Genomic DNA, 18,315 nt, shown 5'->3' with positions numbered 1-18,315 from the left:
AGCTAAGTAAAAATTAACACGAGGGGGATGTATGCGAAAGTTTTTGATTTCTATATTAATAATAGGTGTAGTATCTATTGGAGTATATTTTATTATTGGGCTATCTAGCACTAAACCACCTTCACCAATCATAACTGTCGGAGATAAAAAGGTGGAAGTAGCACAAGGTTCGTATTGTTGGGATGGACTATTTAATTCAGTTTGTGCTGATACTAGTTCTCCACCGGAAATCATTAAACATCAAGAACTAAAACCTGTGGTCGTATCACCACAATCCCAATTGAAAATAGAATTCGAAAATAAGCCTAAAGAAAATACATTAGGAGTAAATAGATGGCTTACCAATGAAAAAACCGAAAATGTTCCATTAAGTGATAACGTAATACTATTGCCAAAAGAAAAAGGTGTGTATTTGTACGATGTTTCTGCAAGATGGGAAAAAGGAAGTTCAAGTTATGCCTTTGTAATTGAAGTTCAATAGTAACCTTCAAGGTAATGGTCTTCATTTAACAAACCAATATAATTTTTATCAAAAACGCTTGGGTTTATCCCAAACGTTTTTGTATGCTAAATATACTAATATTTGATTTTTCACTGTTATTTTACATTTTCTCCACATTATCTGAACTACTTCCCAAATAGGACACCACTTTTTTACATATTATACTTGCACTTCATTTAAAAATTGCATTTTCAACTGTTTTCTTGCTCTGTAAATTCTTGTTTTTACAGTGCAATGTTTAATGCCAAGGATTTCGGCAATTTCATTCTCTTTTAAGCCATGTTTTATTTTTAATAAAAATACTTTCTGATATTCTTTATTCATCCGTCCAATTGCATCATTTATTCGATCGAAAAATAGGTCGGCTTCCACTTTGTCTTCTACATGCTGCTTTTCCGTTTTTCCGAAACAATCAAGCATATCTTTCTCCATCAAGACACCTTGCTTTTTTCGCTCTTTCCGGACAAAGTCAATCGCTGTTCTTGTTGCCGTTACAGATAACCAGGCGCCTATCTTTTTCTCATCCTCTATGCTTCCCATTTTTTTCATAGCTTTGATGAATGTTTCTTGAACAACGTCTTCTGCTAAATGCCGATCTCTTGTGATGGAGTAGCTTATTTGAAATAAGCGTTGATAAAATAAGGGAAATATTTTTGAAATATCCGTTTGACTCTCCATTATTTGCTCCTTTCTCCTTACTCCTCTTTTAACGAAATGCTTACTTTAAACAAATCTCCATCTGTTTCCATCGTAAATATCCCATCATGAAGTTCGACAATGGACTTGGCAATGGCAAGCCCAAGGCCTGACCCTTCTGTATGGCGGGATGTATCTCCTCGCTTAAATCGTTCATGCAGCTCTTCACTGTTGCCGCTTAGTTCATATTTTGAAATATTTTTAAAGGTAATGACTGCTTGATTGTCTAATTTTTCAATTGAGATATAAACACGGGAATGCTCTAGGGAATACTTTAAAATATTGCCGATTAAATTTTCAAAAACCCGCCATATTTTTTGACCATCAACAAAGGCATACACTGGCTTCTCTTTGTGAGTTACTCGGAACTGTAAAGTAGATTCGTTGATGCCTTCATCGTATTCTGCCAATGCCTGCTGCAATAGTTGCACAACATCGACTTTTTCTTTTTTCAGCTCAATATTGCCGCTTGCCATTTTCGACACTTCAAATAAATCATCAATCAGCACCTTTAACCGCTTCGATTTCCGGTCAATAATTTCAAGATAACTCACCTGATCTTCACTTGTGACAGACCCCGATTTTAGTAGCTGTGTATACGTAATGATTGAAGTCAAAGGCGTTCTAAGATCATGGCTGACATTTGTAATTAATTCTGTTTTCAGCCGTTCGCTTTTTGCTTGTTCACTTTGGGATGTTTTTACTGCTTCCGTTAATACATTCATATTGCCTGCTAATTGTGCGAATACTGTTTTCCCGGACACTTCGAGATCCGGTCCTAATTTCCCTGCTGCAAGTTCATTTGTTTTCAGTACGATTCTATTAAAATAGTCGATTTTTTTTACTAAGGTCATGGCTAATGGGAAACCTATAATGATAAGGATAAGGATATATATAAAGATAAAATCCGGTTCCACTACTGACAATGTTGCTAAAAGGCCTAACCCGAAAATAGTTGTTAACATCATAAATAATTGCCTGCCGACACTTTGATTTAAAAATGCTTCTCTTACACGATGGACTGTTTTTTTGCAGAGCAAGATTAAGATAGAAATAGTTTTACTTACCAGCGCTTTACTCCACTCTTTTTTTAATTGCTTCCAATCTCTACATGCTGATAATAGTATTTTTCCTTGAATAATCGTTAATCCCCAACAAAACGCTCCGATGAGAAGAAATATGATAATATCCTGTAGAAATAAAGTATCGAATATATATTCTAATTCAGTAGTTATTCCGTAAATGCAGAAACCCGTACACACAATCGTTGTGATGAAAAATAAAACACATATATCAATTGGGATTTTTTGATAAAGAGATTTGCAGCTTTCACTTACTTTTGTTATTACTCTAGATTTTTTCCCGATAATAAAAGCGATAATAAGTGTTGCCATACTTGATAACGAATACACAAATAAAATAAATTGCTCCTGCTTATACTGATTGTACGCCTCCATAAGAACACTAGAAGTGGATAAAGATTGGGATACACCAATTTCCCCTTCAAACCTTCCAGGCTTATCTATTGTTATTAAATCGTCCAGCTGCACATAATCGATAAATCTATCATCAATAAAACCATTACTTGTTACCGTATAGTCTGTATGAAACAGCATATTTTTTGTATTCATCACATTCTTTCCAGGTTTTTGTTCAGAAGGCGTTAAATTCGTATATACTTTCCCTGTTTTATCATTTTTAAAATAATAGCTAAATCCTTCCATGTTTACGTAGTAATCTATACGGTATGATTCTTTTTCACTATAATAACTTTCTAATTTTTCTATTTTTTCTTTTATTACTTTTGATTTTACATGCTCATCGCTTTCAAAATTCTCCTTAATATCAGCAATTTTTTCATCTCTTTCTGCTATATATGCATCTGCTTGCTTTTCATTTTCCTCTGCATAAGCTTCTGCAATTTGCTGTTTATACTGTTCTTTTATATTAGCAACCTGGTCATCTAGCTTTCCATATCGATAGCGGTGCTCATTAATTTCTTCACCTGTCACTTTTATTAATTTTTTCGCGTCTTCCAACGGAATGCTGTATAATTCAAAGTCACTTAAATACTCGGCAAATTGATCAACTACTCGCTTAAATTGCGGTGTGTTGAAATAATCTTTATACCGATAATCCTTCACTAATATGTAAATCGTGAATAAACCGCTTACTCCAATTGTAAATAAGAGAGTCCAAACGACAAAACCAATGCTATTTTTCCATCTTGTAGCCAATGCCCCACACCACCTTTAAATATCTTGGATTTTTTGGATCAATTTCGATTTTTTCTCTAATTTTGCGAATATGTACGGCAACTGTATTTTCGGCATGATAACTCGGTTCTTTCCATACTCTTTCATAAATCTCCTCAATGGAAAATACGCGTCCTGCATGTTGGATCAACAGCTCGACAACCTTATATTCAATTGGTGTGAGCTTTACCGGCTCTCCATTCACCTTTACTTCTTTTGCTTCTGCATCTAATGTCAGTCCGTTTAAATCAATGACTTTATTGATGCCTTCGAATGTGCCGAATGTCACATACCTTCTCAGCTGTGATTTTACCCGGGCAACAAGCTCCATCGGATTAAATGGTTTCGTGACATAATCATCTGCGCCAACTTGCAAGCCTAATATTTTATCCGTATCTTCACTTTTTGCACTTAACATAATTATAGGGATGTTTTTTTCTTCCCGTATTTTATAAGTAGCTGCAATACCGTCCAGCCTCGGCATCATGATATCTAAAATGATGAGATGGATTTCTTGTTCATGGATTAATTCCAACGCCTCGATTCCATCTTTCGCTTTTAATACGGTGACTCCTTCGTTTTTTAAATAAATTTCAATCGCATCGCGGATTTCTTTTTCATCATCCACGACTAATACATTTAACTTCTCCATGTTTCCCCTGCTTTCTTCTATCTTTTCTCTGTTTATATCATAATGGGAAAATCTTAACATTCTCGGATGAAAAATCTTAAGATTTTCTTAATATTTCAGGTTGAGCTTATGTATAACTAAAAAAATTTTAACAAAAAAAGGATCACCTGTAATCGGCAACCCTAAAATTAATATTGATATTGCGTTGGTACATATTTTTATTGAGGTCTTGGGGCTTTTATTTTCTCTTTTTCACCTAGTTCACGAGAAAACTCTTCATCAACATGATTCGGTGCTATTTTTAAGTTTTTTGGAGTTTGAGGTAATGAATTTTTATTGCCCGATGATACTTGATTGTTTGCTCTTCCCATTATATTGCCTCCTAAATGTATTGTATAAAATTAATGAAGCTGTTGAGAAATATGACTTAACGCATCCCCGGCTTCATTAATATGAATATCAACGGTTGCCAAGTCACCAATCGCACAAATTCCAACTAATTCTCCATTTTCGACCACAGGAATACGGCGGATTTGCTGGTCAGCCATCATACGGGCACATTCATGTGCATCTGTATCCGGCGAACAGGTAATAACATCCGAAGTCATACAATCATGACAATGAACGGTGCTGCAGTCTTTTCCATCAGCTACACATTTGATGACAATATCACGATCCGTGATCATTCCCACCACTTTTTTCCCTTCACAAACCGGTACGGAACCACAATTAATATCACGCATAATTTTTGCTGCAGCTGTCAGAGGCTCATGTGGTGTACATACTTTTACATCTTTTGTCATTACATCTTGTACTTTTGTCATTATCTTTTTTCCTCCCTTTAAAGATTGACAATTCGTTTGTCCACTTTATTCTTTCCATTCAGTATTAAAATATTACTTGCATAAATTTTAGGAAGGATTTACTTTTTTAATATTAAATGATCGATTTTACTACATGAAACCCCAACTTATTTGCTTCTGCTTTTTTGAATCCTTCATCTAAATGCATACAATAAACTTTATCTCTAAACTCTTGCGTCACTAATTCATTTAATTTTCTTAATGATAAATGGACGTTCCCCTTATAATCGGCTTTGCAAGTATCTTGATAAAAAAAGTCAAATTCACCATCATGAAGCCTATCTAAAATTTCTGGTGGGATGCTATTAGCATCTCCACTGTAATAAATGGTCTTATTCTCAAAATGAATAATATAGCCAAAACAACTTAATTCTTTTACATGTGTAACAGAAACAGCTTCATACTGTAAATGGAAATCATTACAGCGAATTCTTCCGTTCTTTTCAAATGGAATGAATGTATAAATGTTTTCTTCTACTCCCATTCCTTTTAATAGGTGTTGAATTTTTAATTTATTAGGAGCAAGCACCGTTACGCTTGGTTCTGCCAAATTCCCCATTACATAATATCCAAAGAATATCAAGTCGCCTAAAGAGCCAACGTGATCTGGATGAGTGTGTGTCAAAAGTATGTATACTTGCTCGACACCCTTTAACAAGCCGCTTCTCTGAAACCTTTCGAATGTACTACTGCCACAATCAATTAAAAATAAGCTATTCCCTTTTTTGATAAATGCTGCATTGTTTCCTAATTGCGTATTAAAAGCACTTCCACATCCAATAAAATGTAACAATTTCATTCCTCATTTCTAATTATAATGTATATTTAACGGTTAATTTTTCCTCCTATTTTTTCATTTTGATTTTTACAATTATTATACAGATTTTCTAAGCTACTTCAGAACACTATATTCTAAATAAATACATGACGTTATTCAGGCAAATGGAATAAGATGAAATGAAAACATTACACGTTAATTACTCAGATAACAACTGGAATGCACTGCTATTTTATTAATAATAGAAAAAATTAAGGGGGAAGATGCAATGGGAACCTCGAATAAGCAATCAATAAACGATGAAGAAATCAAGCACAGTGACCAAATTTTTCAAAAGGAAGGTTATACTTTTCCAGGAAAAACATACACAGAAGTTGTGCTTCAACCTTCCTATGACAACGCGAAACTCCATTTGCTTGATCCGATGATGGCCATTAATAAAGCGCAGCTCATTATGCTGCACGAGCGGCACTTGATTTCGTTTGAGGAAGGAAAACAGATTGCTGAGGCTCTTAGAAGCTTAGATTTACATTCTATTCGCACCTCTCATTATACTGCTGAAGTAGAGGATTTATTTTTTCAAATAGAAGGTGAGCTGCTGCAAAAAGCTGGAGATATTGCTGGAAATCTCCATATTGCCCGAAGCCGCAACGATATGTGCATCACGATGTTTCGCCTGACGCTGCGCCAAAAAATGCAGATTGCCATTTCTTCCATCTTATCTTTAAAAAAACTATTACTCCACTTTGCTCAAGAACACGCTGATACCCTTATGATTGGATATACGCACACACAGCAGGCACAGCCTACAACACTCGGCCATTATATTATGGCAGTTGTTGATAGCTTAAATCGGGATATCCAACGATTTATGCTAGCATATAAACATTGCAACCAAAGTCCAATGGGTGCAGCTGCTTTTACCACTTCTGGCTTCCCTATCAATCGGGAACGGATGATGGAATTACTTGGATTTGATGGATTAGTGGAAAATTCCTATGATGCGATTGCAGGAGCTGATTATATTGCGGAGGTTATGACTGCCACTCAAATTACGGCCATTACCCTCGGGCGTTTTGTTCAAGATCTGCTTGTTTGGAGCACACAAGAGTTCGGAGTATTAACGGTTGCCGATCCTTATGTGCAAATAAGCTCCATTATGCCGCAAAAACGCAATCCAGTGTCTTTCGAGCATATTCGATCACTATTATCGAGCTGTGTAGGCAATACAAAAACCGTACTTACCATGCTTCACAACACTCCTTTTGGCGACATTGTCGATACAGAAGATGATATGCAGCCATACGCTTGGAGAAGCTTGGAGCTATTGGACAAATTATGCCGGCTGATAGGCTGCGTAATCGGAACGGTGAAGGTGAATAAAGAAAATCTTCGTAAGCGGGCTGCCTTTAGTTTCGCTACTATTACTGAATTAGCGGATACTCTCGTAAGAACGGATAAACTTTCCTTCCGTAAAGCACACCATATTGCAAGTATCGTTGTGAAAAACGCAATAACTCAACATATCTCCCCATACCAAATCACTCTATCTCATGTCAATAAAGCTGCAGTAGAGGTTATTGGCAAACCGCTGTTACTGGATGAGGCAAAACTTCGGCAGTCACTTGATGCTGATTATTTTGTTCATGTTCGTTCGCTGCCAGGAGGCCCGAATCCAGATGAAGTGAAAAGAATGATTGCTAATCGGATGAGTCAGCACAGTAGACATCAGTCTTGGCTGGAAGATGCGAAAACAAAATCGGAAAAATCGCTTCAGCAGCTGGACTCTATACTGAAAGCATGGTGTGATCGTTAAGTTAATTTAGTCATTTATCTTTTAGTCTTTATATTTGTTCTAAATAATTGTAATAGTATCATTTATTCACCTAATTATTTTTAAATGAATGATACTTTTTTTACACCTTCCTAGTAAAAGATGTTACAATACTTATCGGTAGTGACAATACTATTTTTAAACTTAATGAATGTAGGTGTAAACAGTAATTATGTCTTGGGAGATTTTTAACATCATTGGAACGATTGCTTTTGCATTAAGTGGAGCAATTATTGCATCTGAAGAAGATTATGACTTAATCGGTTACTATGCTTTAGGCTTCATTACAGCCTTTGGAGGAGGAGCTTTACGCAATTTGCTTATTGGTGCTCCTGGAACAACCCTTTGGAGCCAAGGAAAGCTATTTTTCATTACTTTTTTTCTCATCACTTTAATATATGTTCTTCCTATTCATAAACTAACAAAGTGGAAACATTGGGAACTTTCATTTGGGTTATTAGATGCCATTGGATTAGCCGCTTTTGCGATTCAAGGTTCATTATTTGCAAAAGAGCTAAATCTTCCTTCAAGCGCTATCATTACATCCGCTTTATTAACTGGAGTAGGTGGAGGAATTATAAGAGATGCTTTATCCAAGAGGCAGCCTTTTGTTTTTAAATATGATTTATATGCATTTTGGACCATTTTAACCGGAATCATTATTAGCAATCAAATAGCTTCAACTAAATTAGAAATCTATATATTATTTCTTTTAATCGTTTCTTTAAGAATGCTGTCATTAATATATGGTTGGCACATCCCTAGACCCAAAAAAACAAATAATGAAACATTAAATACCAATAGTCGGACATAGATATCCGACTATTTTTTAGCAAGATAAACAAAAAGCCACCTAAAAAAATGCTCCTCTCATGATAAAATTCATTTTATCCATGAGAGGAGCATTTATCGAATAAATCAAAACTTTAAGGATTCCGTCAAAAATTTGACAATATAAACATTCGTCGATCTTATTCCCCTAAATCAACATTATGATACACTTGGCGAACGTCTTCTAAATCTTCTAATACATCAATCATTTTTTCAAACTGTGCTTGTGCATCTCCATCTAGTGTTACATCGTTTTGGGCAAGCATTGTCAACTCAGCAACTGTGAATTCTGTCACACCTGCACTTTTAAATGCTTCTTGTACGGCGTGGAACTGATCTGGCTCGGCATAGACAATTACTGCATCTTCTTCTTCAAGAATATCACGTACGTCTACATCCGCTTCCATTAATAGCTCTAACACTTCTTCTTCTGTTTTACCTTCTACACCGATTACAGCAGTAGCATCAAACATATAAGAAACGGATCCGCTCACACCCATATTTCCGCCATTTTTTCCGAAAGCTGCACGAACATCTGAAGCAGTTCGGTTTACGTTATTCGTTAATGCATCCACAATCACCATTGATCCACTTGGTCCAAATCCTTCATAACGAAGCTCATCGTATGTTTCTTCTGAACCGCCTTTTGCTTTTTCAATCGCACGATCAATAATTGCTTTTGGGACACTATATGTTTTAGCGCGCTCAAGAACTACTTTTAACGCTTGATTGGATTCTGGATCTGGTTCTCCTTGTTTCGCTGCCACATAAATTTCGCGGCCAAATTTTGCATAAATACGACTCGTATTCGCATCCTTTGACGCTTTTTTCTCTTTAATATTGTTCCATTTACGACCCATAATGAACACTCTCTTTCTGATTTTACAATTTCAATTATCTATTATAAATAACTATGTATGCTTTCTTCAATTATTTCAATAAAATGTTCACTAGATATACCCATTTTATCTATTGAAGAGATTTTTTTCACCAAATACTATTATACCTTAATTGCTCTATTTGTTAAGTGTTAAGGCTTTAAAAAAAATAGACTAGCTGCCAGTTCTGCTTTTATCTCCCCTGCATTTATGTCTTATATTTCCGCTTCATTTGGAAACAATATCCGTTAACCAATTCTGATATAGAATGGAAAATTCTTCTCTGTAAAACTTTTATCCCTCTTCTTGATTACGAACAAATGTTCTGATAAGATGAAAACAGATGTAAGGAGATGATGGTTATGATTCGAGACAGAGGATCAATAAAATGGACAGCAATGATGCTTCCAGAACATGTTCAAAGCATAAAGGAAGCTTTAAAAGAAGATAAAAAAATAACACAGCCTATTTTAGATGAAAGTCAAATTCAAGAAATGGAGCTCCTTATCCTAGAAGGCATGGAGTACAATTGGACCGTTCACTATGACATTTTTAAACATGGAGCAATAAAAAGAATAACTGGAAGAACTGTCTATATCGACCATATAAAACAGGAGCTTCGCATCCAAGATACAAACAATAACATTCACTATATTCCTTTTCGCACCTTAGTAAACATACAAAAAAATTAAAAGGAGACTACAGTGTTTGACTATAAACAATTTCCAAAACGATCTATTCTTTGCGTGGATATGAAAAGTTTTTACGCAAGCATTATCGCTGTCGATAAAGGATTAGATCCTCTCACTTGCCACCTTGTTGTCGTCGGCAACACCGACCGGCAAGGCAGTGTCGTTTTAGCAGCATCTCCTGCCATGAAAAAAGATTTTCATATTAAAACGGGATCTCGTTTATTTGAGATTCCTGATGACCCAAGAATTGAAGTGTGCAACCCGCGAATGGGATTATTTGTCCGTGTATCGACGGAAATTACGAAATTATTTTTTCGATATGCGCCACCATCTGCTGTCCATATCTATTCAGTCGATGAGAGTTTTCTCGATGTAGGTGGTTTGGAGAAAATTTTGGGAACACCGGAAGAAATCGCGAAGCAAATTCAAAACGATATTATGCTCGATTTCGGTCTTCCTTGTACCATTGGCATCGGTCCAAATATGTTGATGGCAAAGCTTTGCCTTGATTTAGCAGCAAAAAAGTCGCCTACTGGCATCAGTACTTGGACATATGAAGATATTCCAGAAAAACTTTGGCCGATTTCTCCTTTGCGCGAAATGTGGGGAATCGGCAGACGAGTGGAAAAAACATTAAATAGCATGGGGATTTTCTCCATTGGGCAGCTTGCCCGCTATGATTTAAAGCTGCTGGAAAATAAATTTGGCATTATGGGAAATCAGATCTATCACCATGCATGGGGAATTGATCTTTCAGAAATTGGCGCTCCGATTATGCAAGGACAAATCAGCTACGGAAAAAGCCAAATTCTCCTGCGCGATTATAAAGAAGAAAGAGAAATTAAATCCGTTATGTTAGAAATGTGTGAAGAAGTGGCAAAAAGAGCCCGGACGAAACATCATGCAGGCAGAACGATTAGCTTAGGCGTTTCTTACAGCAAACATGAATTTGGCGGCGGATTTCACCGTTCCAGAACGATTGAAACCCCAACAAATATTACAATGGATATCTATCGTGTTTGCCTAGAGTTATTTAAAGAAAACTATAATGGGCAAACCGTTAGACAACTATCCATTTCCATTACAAAATTAGAAAACGACTACGAAATGCAGCTTGATTTATTTGACACAAACGGCTGGAAAAAAAGAAAAATCGGTTATGTCGTAGACAGCATTCGCAATCGCTACGGCCCCGCTTCTCTATTGCGTGCTGTTTCCTATACACCTGGCGGCACGGCATTACAGCGAGCAACCTTATTGGGTGGGCATAAAAAATAAGCTGCAGCTAGATTCCGATCTAGCTGCAGCAAAAAATAAGTGCCAATTTATCTTTATATTAAAAAGCCTTCAATATCACAACACCAATAATGATAAGAGCTACAGAAACTAGCTTTCTCGTGCTTTTTGATTCTTTAAATATGTATATACCTAACAATGTAGTACTAGCAACTGTCAATCCTGCCCATATAGCAAAAACTACACCCATTTCAAAATATTTTGTCGTTAAAGAAACAAAATAAATACAAACAATCAATAGCAGGAATGCCCCTATTGTTGGAAGAAGGACTTTAAATCCTTTTGATAATTTTACACACATTTGACTTGAAACACCTAAAATCAAACTGATTGTTAAAAATACATAGCCCACTATTTAATGCCCCTTTCTTTAGAATTTTCTTTCAAGTTGAGCACAGCGGAACCAATAATAATAAAACAGGTTCCGTGTATTTTAGATAAGGAAATAGATTCACCAAAGAAAACAACACCAGTAATAACAACAAGTACCGTTGCGCCTCCAGCATATAAGGCGCTAGCTACTCCTGCTTCACCTCTAGCATTAAGCAGGATATAAGCAGTAAGAGAGGAACAGTAAAATATTATAGCTAAAACAGTTGGAACAAATTTCGTAAATCCATCCGTAATATTGAGAAAAAATACTGCGATAACTTCTAAAATAATTGCGAGAAATAATAATAGATAAAACACTACAGATCCCCTTTTATGTGAATTTTATACATAAACTTATCAATTTCAAATACGATTAAATATGACTTTTTAGAATCAGCTCTCATTTTTATTAACCTATAAGTAACCTTATATGACGGTCATTATTTTATCTTGACAATAATATCTTGTAAAATAATGATAAGTTATAGTAGATATCATTAATTGTGATACCTGTTTTATATAAACTAGTTTAGTTGATAAGGAGTAAAAGATAATCATGGATGTTGAAGATATACGAATTTTTATGGCTGTTGCAGAACATGGCAGTGTAAGTCTTGCTGCTAATAAATTAGGTTATGTCCAGCCGAATGTAACTGCACGTATCCGTTCTCTTGAAGGGAAAATTGGGAAGCCATTATTTCATCGCCATCGACGTGGAATGACATTAAATGTGGAAGGAAAGAAACTTTTAAAGTATGGGGAACAACTGATGAGGTTGATGAGTGAAATAAATAAAGCATTCCAGGATGAAGATGATCCTGTCGGGTCGCTACGCATTGGATTGGTCGAAACAGTAGCAGGGTTTCCTGATATTCTGTCTTTATATTATGGCAAATATAAAAAGGTGGATATAACACTTGTATCGGGAGTAAGTAGACAATTAATAGAAAAAGTTCTAACGTATCAATTAGATGGAGCGTTCGTAGCGAAGCCAGTCAATGAACCATTACTTGATCAAGTTCCTGCATTTGAGGAAGAGGTTGTACTTGTTTGTGGTACCAGTCGAGAAGAATCTAAAAATGTTCAATCTGGCAAAGAATTACTACACTTACCGTTTATTTTATTTAATAAAGGATGTCAATATAGAGAAAACTTACAACATTGGCTAAAAGAAGAACAGATGGCAACACCAAGAATAATGGAATTTGGTACACTTGAAACCATTATGGGTACGGTTATTGCTGGTCTTGGTATTACGGCTATGTCACGAACTTTGGTAGAGAAATTTGAAAAAGAGGGACTAGTTCGACTATTTCCACTCCCTGAACCTTATAAAAATATTGATATCGTTTATATCCGTCGATCGGATTCCTACCTTGGAGTAGCAGAACACAAGTTTATAAATACGATTGAGGAAGTAAGAAAAAGAAATCAAGCCATTTGATATTGACAGGATCAAAGATTTTTTTACTATCATAGTGAGCATAAAAAAAGAAAAGATTCTCAGCTAAATTCCGATTTAGCTGCTTCTTACAAATAAAGAAATGCAGGTGATACGATGTTTTTAAAAAGAATTAGTTTGATAAAAGAAAATATCCCTACATATGAACAATACTCTTTCTCCATCCCAACTATCAAAAATTTTCAATCAATAGATTTTAAAAGCAATGTTACTTTTTTTGTCGGAGAAAATGGCTCTGGAAAATCGACTCTTTTAGAAGCCATTGCCGATAAATGTGGCTTTCATACTGCTGGTGGCAGCAAGAATAATTATTATGATGTTCATTCCTCCCACTTTGATTTAGGGGAGTATATTCGTTTGTCTTGGATGCCGAAAGTTTCAAATGGATTTTTTCTGCGAGCAGAATCTTTTTATCATTTTGCTACACATCTTGATGAAGTAGCCCAAAATGGATTTCGGGATTATGGCGGCAAATCATTAAGCAATCCCATGGAGAATCGTTTTTATCCCTTTTTTTAAACCGTTTTAACGGTCAAGCAATCTATTTATTAGATGAGCCAGAAGCTGCACTCTCCGCTTTGATTTTTCTCTTCCATTCTAATCAAAACTATCTAAGTAGATAGATTTTTTAGAATGTCTCGCCTGAGTAATCATCTTATCCCCAAATCAAGACCGTATTGCAGCGTGAAGGTCTTGTTGGCAGAACAACATTTTTTCAGGGTGCAAATGAGCACTGTCTTGCTCTCGAATGGGAAAGCATGTCGTTATAAGTGTAGTCAGTACAAACGTGCCTTTGACACTCCTAACTAGCCTAAGCAAGGCAATGAATGGTTGTTTTCTAACCATAAAATCTTCTTTCCAAATTTCGCTTCTCCTTTATAGGTGAAGTTTTTTAGTTTGTGCTTATATGCAACAACATCCAATGAATAGCCAACCTTTTTACCGATGTTTACGGCGGAATTATTGTCTCTCAACAATTCGGTTCCACAACATGCACAAACAAAACTTCGGATATTTGGTTCCTTTTTCTCTAAATGCCCACAAACACAACATTCTTTTGTTGTATTATGTTCGTTAGCCATCAGGTAGTATTTTTCTAGTTTACTGGAGACCCATTCCAAAACCTTACGAAATTCTCCCATTTTTTCTTGATTCAGCATACTTCTTTTCATATGATTAAAAGGAGCTGTTCTGTTTGTTGGAGTATAGTCACCGATAATCAATATTTTCGATATAAGGTATGCACAATGGAGTATAATGCCGTCTTTATTTGTTCTCGACGTTTATGATAGGCAATGTTTAACGCATGATTTAATCGATTCCAACGAGGACTATGTACTGTGAAAGGATTACCATGTTTTGTTTTTCTTTTTCGATATCTCTTTTCACACGCATCTCGAAGTGATTTTAATTGATCAATGGTCTGATCCCAGTATTTCATCATCTTCAACTTTTGAAACTCAATGGAATTCCCTTCAAAGTCTACACCCACAAAGAAATTTTTATGATTCGGGTCGAGTGCTATCCATGTAACATTCTTCGGTATCACTACTGTTTCTTCCTTAAACTTAGGTTTTGGTGGTTTTTCTCTATTTTCTTTTTTAGCTAGGTTATATTCTTTGCGATAAACAGACATAACCTGTTTAAATTCCATTTCTTTTTTTGTGCATCGTTCTACAGTAAAAACAGCATAAAAATGGTTTCCTTGTTGTTTACATAGACTAAAAGTCTTCAGTATTTCATCTTCTCGTACTTCCATTTTTTCTTTCAGATTTCCTATGATAGACGGATTTCGTTTTCCTTTTTCTGTTTCCATACCAGGAATATTCCCTAAAGAAATGGAAATTTGTGTACCATTATTTTGGATTTTCCACCCTTTATTTGGTTCATCAAACACTAAACTAAACCATTTCTTTTTCCAACTTCTGAATTTTGGATATCGCGTATCTCCCTTAAAGAAACTTTGATACGCCTTTTTTAAACGTGTCGAAGGTTCTTTTAATACAGAGGAAAATACAGTGTTTAAAAAAGGGTACTTTTCTTTTAAAGACACACTGTAATCACGTAAATTTCGACCTTCTAATAGCTTTAGGGAGTTATTATTCTCTTTGTAATCCTTTTCACAAGCATCTAGCAGCTGATTGTACAACCAATTACAAATTTTACTTTGTCCATCCAGAATCAACTCTTCTTCTTTTGTGAAGATTACTTGAATCTTTTTATTGTAAATTAGACTCATTTTCTCACCTCCTTCTGTTCAATTATTTCATTCAATCACTTTCAGCAAGTGCTTCTTCCATTGCTTTTTTTTAACTTTTTTTGCTTATGACTCCTACTACCGTATAAACGGCTGCTGAAAACAGTAATAGTGGATAACATATCTTCAACCAGTTCTTGTTCATACGATTTATCTTCTGTATGATTAATCACTTCGATTTCCACTTCATGAAAATCACATATTTGTTCTATGATTTCATAACCAAATCGAATGGGTCTATCTTTATAATGAACCACTATTCTATCAACCTTATTACTTTGAATTAAAGCGATAAGTTCTTTTAAACCTTTTTTGTTATAATTCAACCCACTCCCTAAGTCATCAATGATTCGGAAAGTGTAACCTTTAGCGATACAAAAAGTGGAAACTGTTTCAATTTGTCTCTTTAAATCTTCTTTTTGATCAGAAGAAGAAACTCGACAGTAACCTATGGTTATTTTGCCTTCTTTGGGTTTAATTTTCTTTATTTTATTTAATTCTTCAATCGTGTATCTACGATGACCACCCGTTGTATTAATGGAGTTAAATTTCCCTTCTTTTTCCCATCTTCTCAAAGTTGATATAAAGACACCTAACATTTCTGATGCTTTATTAATGCTATACAAAAAAAACCTCCTCATATGGTTTATATTACCATATAAGGAGGTTTTCAAATAGATATGGAGGCATTTAAGTAGATTTAATTAAACTGTTTTTCTACCCCGCAAAGGCAGTTAGTTTTTTTGCGGCTCTTACATCAATTAAGTGAATCCGGTGAATGCCAATTTATTATTGCCACCCATTCTCCTATTCTATTAGGCTACCCAAATGCAACAATTTTTAGCTTTGACAATGGAAGAATAGAAGAAATGGAGTATGAAGAAACCGATCATTATCAAATTACGAAATACTTTTTGCATAATCGAGAGAAAATGCTGAAAGAGCTATTAGAAGAATAATAGAGATAAAAAGCACATCCTAAAAAAAGGATATTTCCATTCATGAAAATATCCTTTTTTTACAGGTAAAGCCTCTCTTATCCTTCAGAAAGCATTACGCGATAATGCCGCATCGATTTAGGAATCCCTTTCATCTTTAATATCCCGCTGTATACAAGATCACGAATGCGGTATTCTATAAAAGAATCACTCATATATTCCATTCCTCCAATTGATCGATCGTTTCCCCAATAATGGCAGAGACTCTAATAAACTCTTTATTTTCTTGCTTTTCATGTAATGTTTTAATTACTTTTAGAATAATAGAATCAAAATACTGCTCAGAAACACTGCCAATTTTGTTCTCTTGCCAAATGCGCAGTACTTCCTTTGACTTTGCCAACGTCATCCATTCTTCGATATAATTGATTTTTTCCTCGTTGGAAAGTGGAGTTCTTCCTTTCTTTTGCTTATACTCAAAAAGAATCTTTAATTCCTTATCGTCAAACATAGAGATATGAGTATGTTTAATGTCATTGTGTTCATTAATATGGATAAGAAAAATATCGTTTGTTTTATCTGCTAAAAGATAAAGAAAAAAACGGAGTGCGGTTTGTTCTTCATTGTTATTGCCACACCAAATATAAATAGGAGCATGTTTTGAGATTTCTGCTATTTCGACAAGTGTATTTGTAAAGCGAATCTCCTGGTCAAATTCACTTATTTCCATATTAATGTGATCGAACAGCCATTCAAACCGTTCTGCTTGTCCACTTTCTGTATGTAAATTTCTGATTGGACCTACAGCCAGATACTCTGATAAACCAATCACCTTATTAGGAGAATCGAGGGCAGCACGTAAAGACCCAGCTGTCGACTCAGAAGCAACAAGGTGGACAGGGGCATGGAAATCTTCCTTTATGCTTGTGGAGGATATTTTTTTATGATGGCTAATTTGCCGGTTCACCTCTTTTGTCATAAAAGCAATCCCTTCCTCACTCATAAAATAGCCAGCGCCAGTAACTGGGGTTGCTTCTATATGATCAAATGACTCAAACTCCTCTCCATCCTTCAGTTCGTAAACTTTACAATCTCCCGCTTCTCTTAACTGAGATGGTCTTATGTATTTTTCTACTTTTATGTCAAATACAAACACAACTGGGTCGCCCAAAAAATAAATGTATGGATAGATACATCTTGTTTCCATTTCTATTACCCTCCTTTTCAATAAATTTTACCATATATTTCTTCTATATCTTCGGTTTTAAAAGTTGTTGGTCATTATATTGTGTGGAAAATTGGATGCGTAAAATTTTCGGGAGGGCTCTTATGTTTTAAACAGCCTAATTTATTTCATCAATACTTACTGATTAAGGAACAATAGCATGTTTTCATGCGGAAAACTCTTCTCTATATCAGTAAAAACTTCAGATAACACGATCTCCATATTAGTAGTTAAGTGAGTCAACGCTTTTTGCACTTGACCCTTTTCAAACTGCTCTATCGGTTCAGGCAACTCGTCCTCATCTAAAATAAAGACCTGACCATTTGGCAAAACGAGCACATCTATCATTAAATCTTCAAAACAGACGATAGCATCCGTCCTATACGTATTTTTCACTATATTAAAATAGCAGCCTAAATAATTCCCTTCACTATCTCTCCACAAATATACATTATAAGGCCGATCTTTCCAGTAAAAAGCAGTTGTATAACTGCCTTCAGAAATAGTCAGGTGCTTTCCTTCCACTGTTGTCATTGTAAAAGAATCAGTGATTTTATGAAAAAGCACGATATACGGTTCTGCTTGCAGCAATAAACAACTATGTTCGACTACTTTATTGTCATAACGGACTTTTTTTTCGATTACTTTTTTATATGTTTGAAAAGTCATGTTAATTATTTATTCCTTTCTCCACTATCATTGATACTTACATTATTTAACTATACAAGGCTGATCACTTATTTTCTATATAATAGAAAATAAACCCCACTAATTAAAGTGAGGTTTTACTACTAAACTAGATTAT

General features: G+C 35.2%; 21 protein-coding genes and 2 pseudogenes. 8 read left to right on the top strand and 15 right to left on the bottom strand.

What is annotated here, in order from left to right; all coding sequences use genetic code 11:
• Positions 1-31: 31 nt before the first annotated feature.
• Positions 32-481: a hypothetical protein gene (locus ACTXGU_RS11070; RefSeq protein WP_443481575.1), complete on the top strand. Its 450-nt coding sequence runs from the start codon at positions 32-34 to the stop codon at positions 479-481.
• 180 nt (positions 482-661) lie between these two features.
• Here ACTXGU_RS11070 and ACTXGU_RS11065 read toward each other — a convergent pair whose 3' ends face one another.
• The 6 genes from ACTXGU_RS11065 to ACTXGU_RS11040 all read right to left on the bottom strand — a co-directional run bounded on the left by ACTXGU_RS11065 (position 662) and on the right by ACTXGU_RS11040 (position 5,740).
• Positions 662-1,180 (bottom strand): RNA polymerase sigma factor, encoded by a 519-nt coding sequence (locus ACTXGU_RS11065; protein ID WP_443481574.1) that lies wholly within the window; start codon positions 1,178-1,180, stop codon positions 662-664.
• Between the two features lie 17 nt (positions 1,181-1,197).
• Positions 1,198-3,435 carry a sensor histidine kinase gene (locus tag ACTXGU_RS11060; RefSeq protein ID WP_443481573.1) on the bottom strand — a complete coding sequence of 746 codons (2,238 nt, stop codon included), beginning with the start codon at positions 3,433-3,435 and terminating at the stop codon, positions 1,198-1,200.
• Positions 3,413-4,105: a response regulator transcription factor gene (locus ACTXGU_RS11055; RefSeq protein ID WP_443481572.1), complete on the bottom strand. Its 693-nt coding sequence runs from the start codon at positions 4,103-4,105 to the stop codon at positions 3,413-3,415. The genes ACTXGU_RS11060 and ACTXGU_RS11055 overlap by 23 nt, the downstream gene beginning before the upstream one ends.
• A 197-nt stretch (positions 4,106-4,302) precedes the next feature.
• Entirely contained in the window at positions 4,303-4,455 is a 153-nt protein-coding gene (locus ACTXGU_RS11050) for a YfhD family protein (protein WP_443481571.1), read from the bottom strand.
• Positions 4,456-4,485: 30 nt separating this feature from the next.
• The gene (locus ACTXGU_RS11045) at positions 4,486-4,908 is read right to left on the bottom strand and encodes a CBS domain-containing protein (RefSeq protein WP_443481570.1); all 423 of its coding nucleotides are present in this window, start codon (positions 4,906-4,908) and stop codon (positions 4,486-4,488) included.
• A gap of 112 nt (positions 4,909-5,020) precedes the next feature.
• Complete coding sequence (locus ACTXGU_RS11040) at positions 5,021-5,740, bottom strand: MBL fold metallo-hydrolase (protein WP_443481569.1); 720 nt, start codon at positions 5,738-5,740, stop codon at positions 5,021-5,023.
• Positions 5,741-5,993: 253 nt separating this feature from the next.
• Between ACTXGU_RS11040 and argH the strand changes: the two genes are divergently transcribed.
• On the top strand, positions 5,994-7,541 hold the full coding sequence (argH, locus tag ACTXGU_RS11035) for an argininosuccinate lyase (protein WP_443481568.1): 1,548 nt from the start codon (positions 5,994-5,996) through the stop codon (positions 7,539-7,541).
• A 190-nt stretch (positions 7,542-7,731) separates the two neighbouring features.
• Positions 7,732-8,373, top strand: coding sequence for a trimeric intracellular cation channel family protein (locus tag ACTXGU_RS11030; protein WP_443481567.1), 642 nt, complete (start codon positions 7,732-7,734; stop codon positions 8,371-8,373).
• Between the two features lie 157 nt (positions 8,374-8,530).
• Here ACTXGU_RS11030 and ACTXGU_RS11025 read toward each other — a convergent pair whose 3' ends face one another.
• Complete coding sequence (locus ACTXGU_RS11025; protein WP_443481566.1) at positions 8,531-9,250, bottom strand: YebC/PmpR family DNA-binding transcriptional regulator; 720 nt, start codon at positions 9,248-9,250, stop codon at positions 8,531-8,533.
• 380 nt (positions 9,251-9,630) lie between these two features.
• On the opposite strand from ACTXGU_RS11025, the gene ACTXGU_RS11020 reads away from it, so the two are divergent.
• Together ACTXGU_RS11020 and ACTXGU_RS11015 are read left to right on the top strand one after the other, a co-directional pair.
• Entirely contained in the window at positions 9,631-9,960 is a 330-nt protein-coding gene (locus tag ACTXGU_RS11020) for a YolD-like family protein (protein ID WP_443481565.1), read from the top strand.
• A gap of 12 nt (positions 9,961-9,972) precedes the next feature.
• Positions 9,973-11,238: a Y-family DNA polymerase gene (locus ACTXGU_RS11015; RefSeq protein WP_443481564.1), complete on the top strand. Its 1,266-nt coding sequence runs from the start codon at positions 9,973-9,975 to the stop codon at positions 11,236-11,238.
• 58 nt (positions 11,239-11,296) lie between these two features.
• Here ACTXGU_RS11015 and ACTXGU_RS11010 read toward each other — a convergent pair whose 3' ends face one another.
• Positions 11,297-11,608, bottom strand: coding sequence for a DMT family transporter (locus ACTXGU_RS11010; RefSeq protein ID WP_443481563.1), 312 nt, complete (start codon positions 11,606-11,608; stop codon positions 11,297-11,299).
• A complete protein-coding gene (locus tag ACTXGU_RS11005; protein WP_443481562.1) occupies positions 11,608-11,946 on the bottom strand; it encodes a DMT family transporter in 339 nt (112 codons plus the stop codon). Before ACTXGU_RS11005 ends, ACTXGU_RS11010 begins: the two co-directional genes overlap by 1 nt.
• 238 nt (positions 11,947-12,184) lie before the next feature.
• On the opposite strand from ACTXGU_RS11005, the gene ACTXGU_RS11000 reads away from it, so the two are divergent.
• Both ACTXGU_RS11000 and ACTXGU_RS10995 read left to right on the top strand, forming a co-directional pair.
• Positions 12,185-13,072: a LysR family transcriptional regulator gene (locus tag ACTXGU_RS11000; protein ID WP_443481561.1), complete on the top strand. Its 888-nt coding sequence runs from the start codon at positions 12,185-12,187 to the stop codon at positions 13,070-13,072.
• A gap of 114 nt (positions 13,073-13,186) precedes the next feature.
• A pseudogene (locus ACTXGU_RS10995) lies at positions 13,187-13,665 on the top strand (AAA family ATPase); the annotation flags it as partial.
• Between the two features lie 231 nt (positions 13,666-13,896).
• On the opposite strand, the gene ACTXGU_RS10990 reads toward ACTXGU_RS10995, so the two are convergent.
• The 3 genes from ACTXGU_RS10990 to ACTXGU_RS10980 are packed head-to-tail and all read right to left on the bottom strand — an operon-like array spanning position 13,897 to position 15,973.
• Positions 13,897-14,250 carry a zinc ribbon domain-containing protein gene (locus ACTXGU_RS10990; protein WP_443481560.1) on the bottom strand — a complete coding sequence of 118 codons (354 nt, stop codon included), beginning with the start codon at positions 14,248-14,250 and terminating at the stop codon, positions 13,897-13,899.
• 59 nt (positions 14,251-14,309) lie between these two features.
• Entirely contained in the window at positions 14,310-15,329 is a 1,020-nt protein-coding gene (locus ACTXGU_RS10985) for a hypothetical protein (RefSeq protein WP_443481559.1), read from the bottom strand.
• Positions 15,330-15,370: 41 nt separating this feature from the next.
• Entirely contained in the window at positions 15,371-15,973 is a 603-nt protein-coding gene (locus tag ACTXGU_RS10980; protein WP_443481558.1) for an IS607 family transposase, read from the bottom strand.
• 93 nt (positions 15,974-16,066) lie between these two features.
• On the opposite strand from ACTXGU_RS10980, the pseudogene ACTXGU_RS10975 reads away from it, so the two are divergent.
• A pseudogene (locus tag ACTXGU_RS10975) lies at positions 16,067-16,306 on the top strand (AAA family ATPase); the annotation flags it as partial.
• Positions 16,307-16,383: 77 nt separating this feature from the next.
• Here the strand turns inward: ACTXGU_RS10975 and ACTXGU_RS10970 are convergent.
• The 3 genes from ACTXGU_RS10970 to ACTXGU_RS10960 all read right to left on the bottom strand — a co-directional run bounded on the left by ACTXGU_RS10970 (position 16,384) and on the right by ACTXGU_RS10960 (position 18,179).
• Positions 16,384-16,500 carry a DUF3658 domain-containing protein gene (locus ACTXGU_RS10970; protein ID WP_443481557.1) on the bottom strand — a complete coding sequence of 39 codons (117 nt, stop codon included), beginning with the start codon at positions 16,498-16,500 and terminating at the stop codon, positions 16,384-16,386.
• Positions 16,497-17,492: a DUF1835 domain-containing protein gene (locus ACTXGU_RS10965; protein WP_443481556.1), complete on the bottom strand. Its 996-nt coding sequence runs from the start codon at positions 17,490-17,492 to the stop codon at positions 16,497-16,499. Before ACTXGU_RS10965 ends, ACTXGU_RS10970 begins: the two co-directional genes overlap by 4 nt.
• A gap of 156 nt (positions 17,493-17,648) precedes the next feature.
• Positions 17,649-18,179 carry a DUF402 domain-containing protein gene (locus ACTXGU_RS10960; RefSeq protein WP_443481555.1) on the bottom strand — a complete coding sequence of 177 codons (531 nt, stop codon included), beginning with the start codon at positions 18,177-18,179 and terminating at the stop codon, positions 17,649-17,651.
• Positions 18,180-18,315: the final 136 nt, after the last annotated feature.

Origin of the sequence: Niallia sp. 01092 (genome assembly GCF_052318935.1) — a bacterium.
GTDB lineage: Bacteria > Bacillota > Bacilli > Bacillales > Cytobacillaceae > Niallia.
The sequence above is the reverse complement of the archived record's forward strand: the minus strand, read 5'-3'. Positions and strand labels throughout refer to the sequence as shown.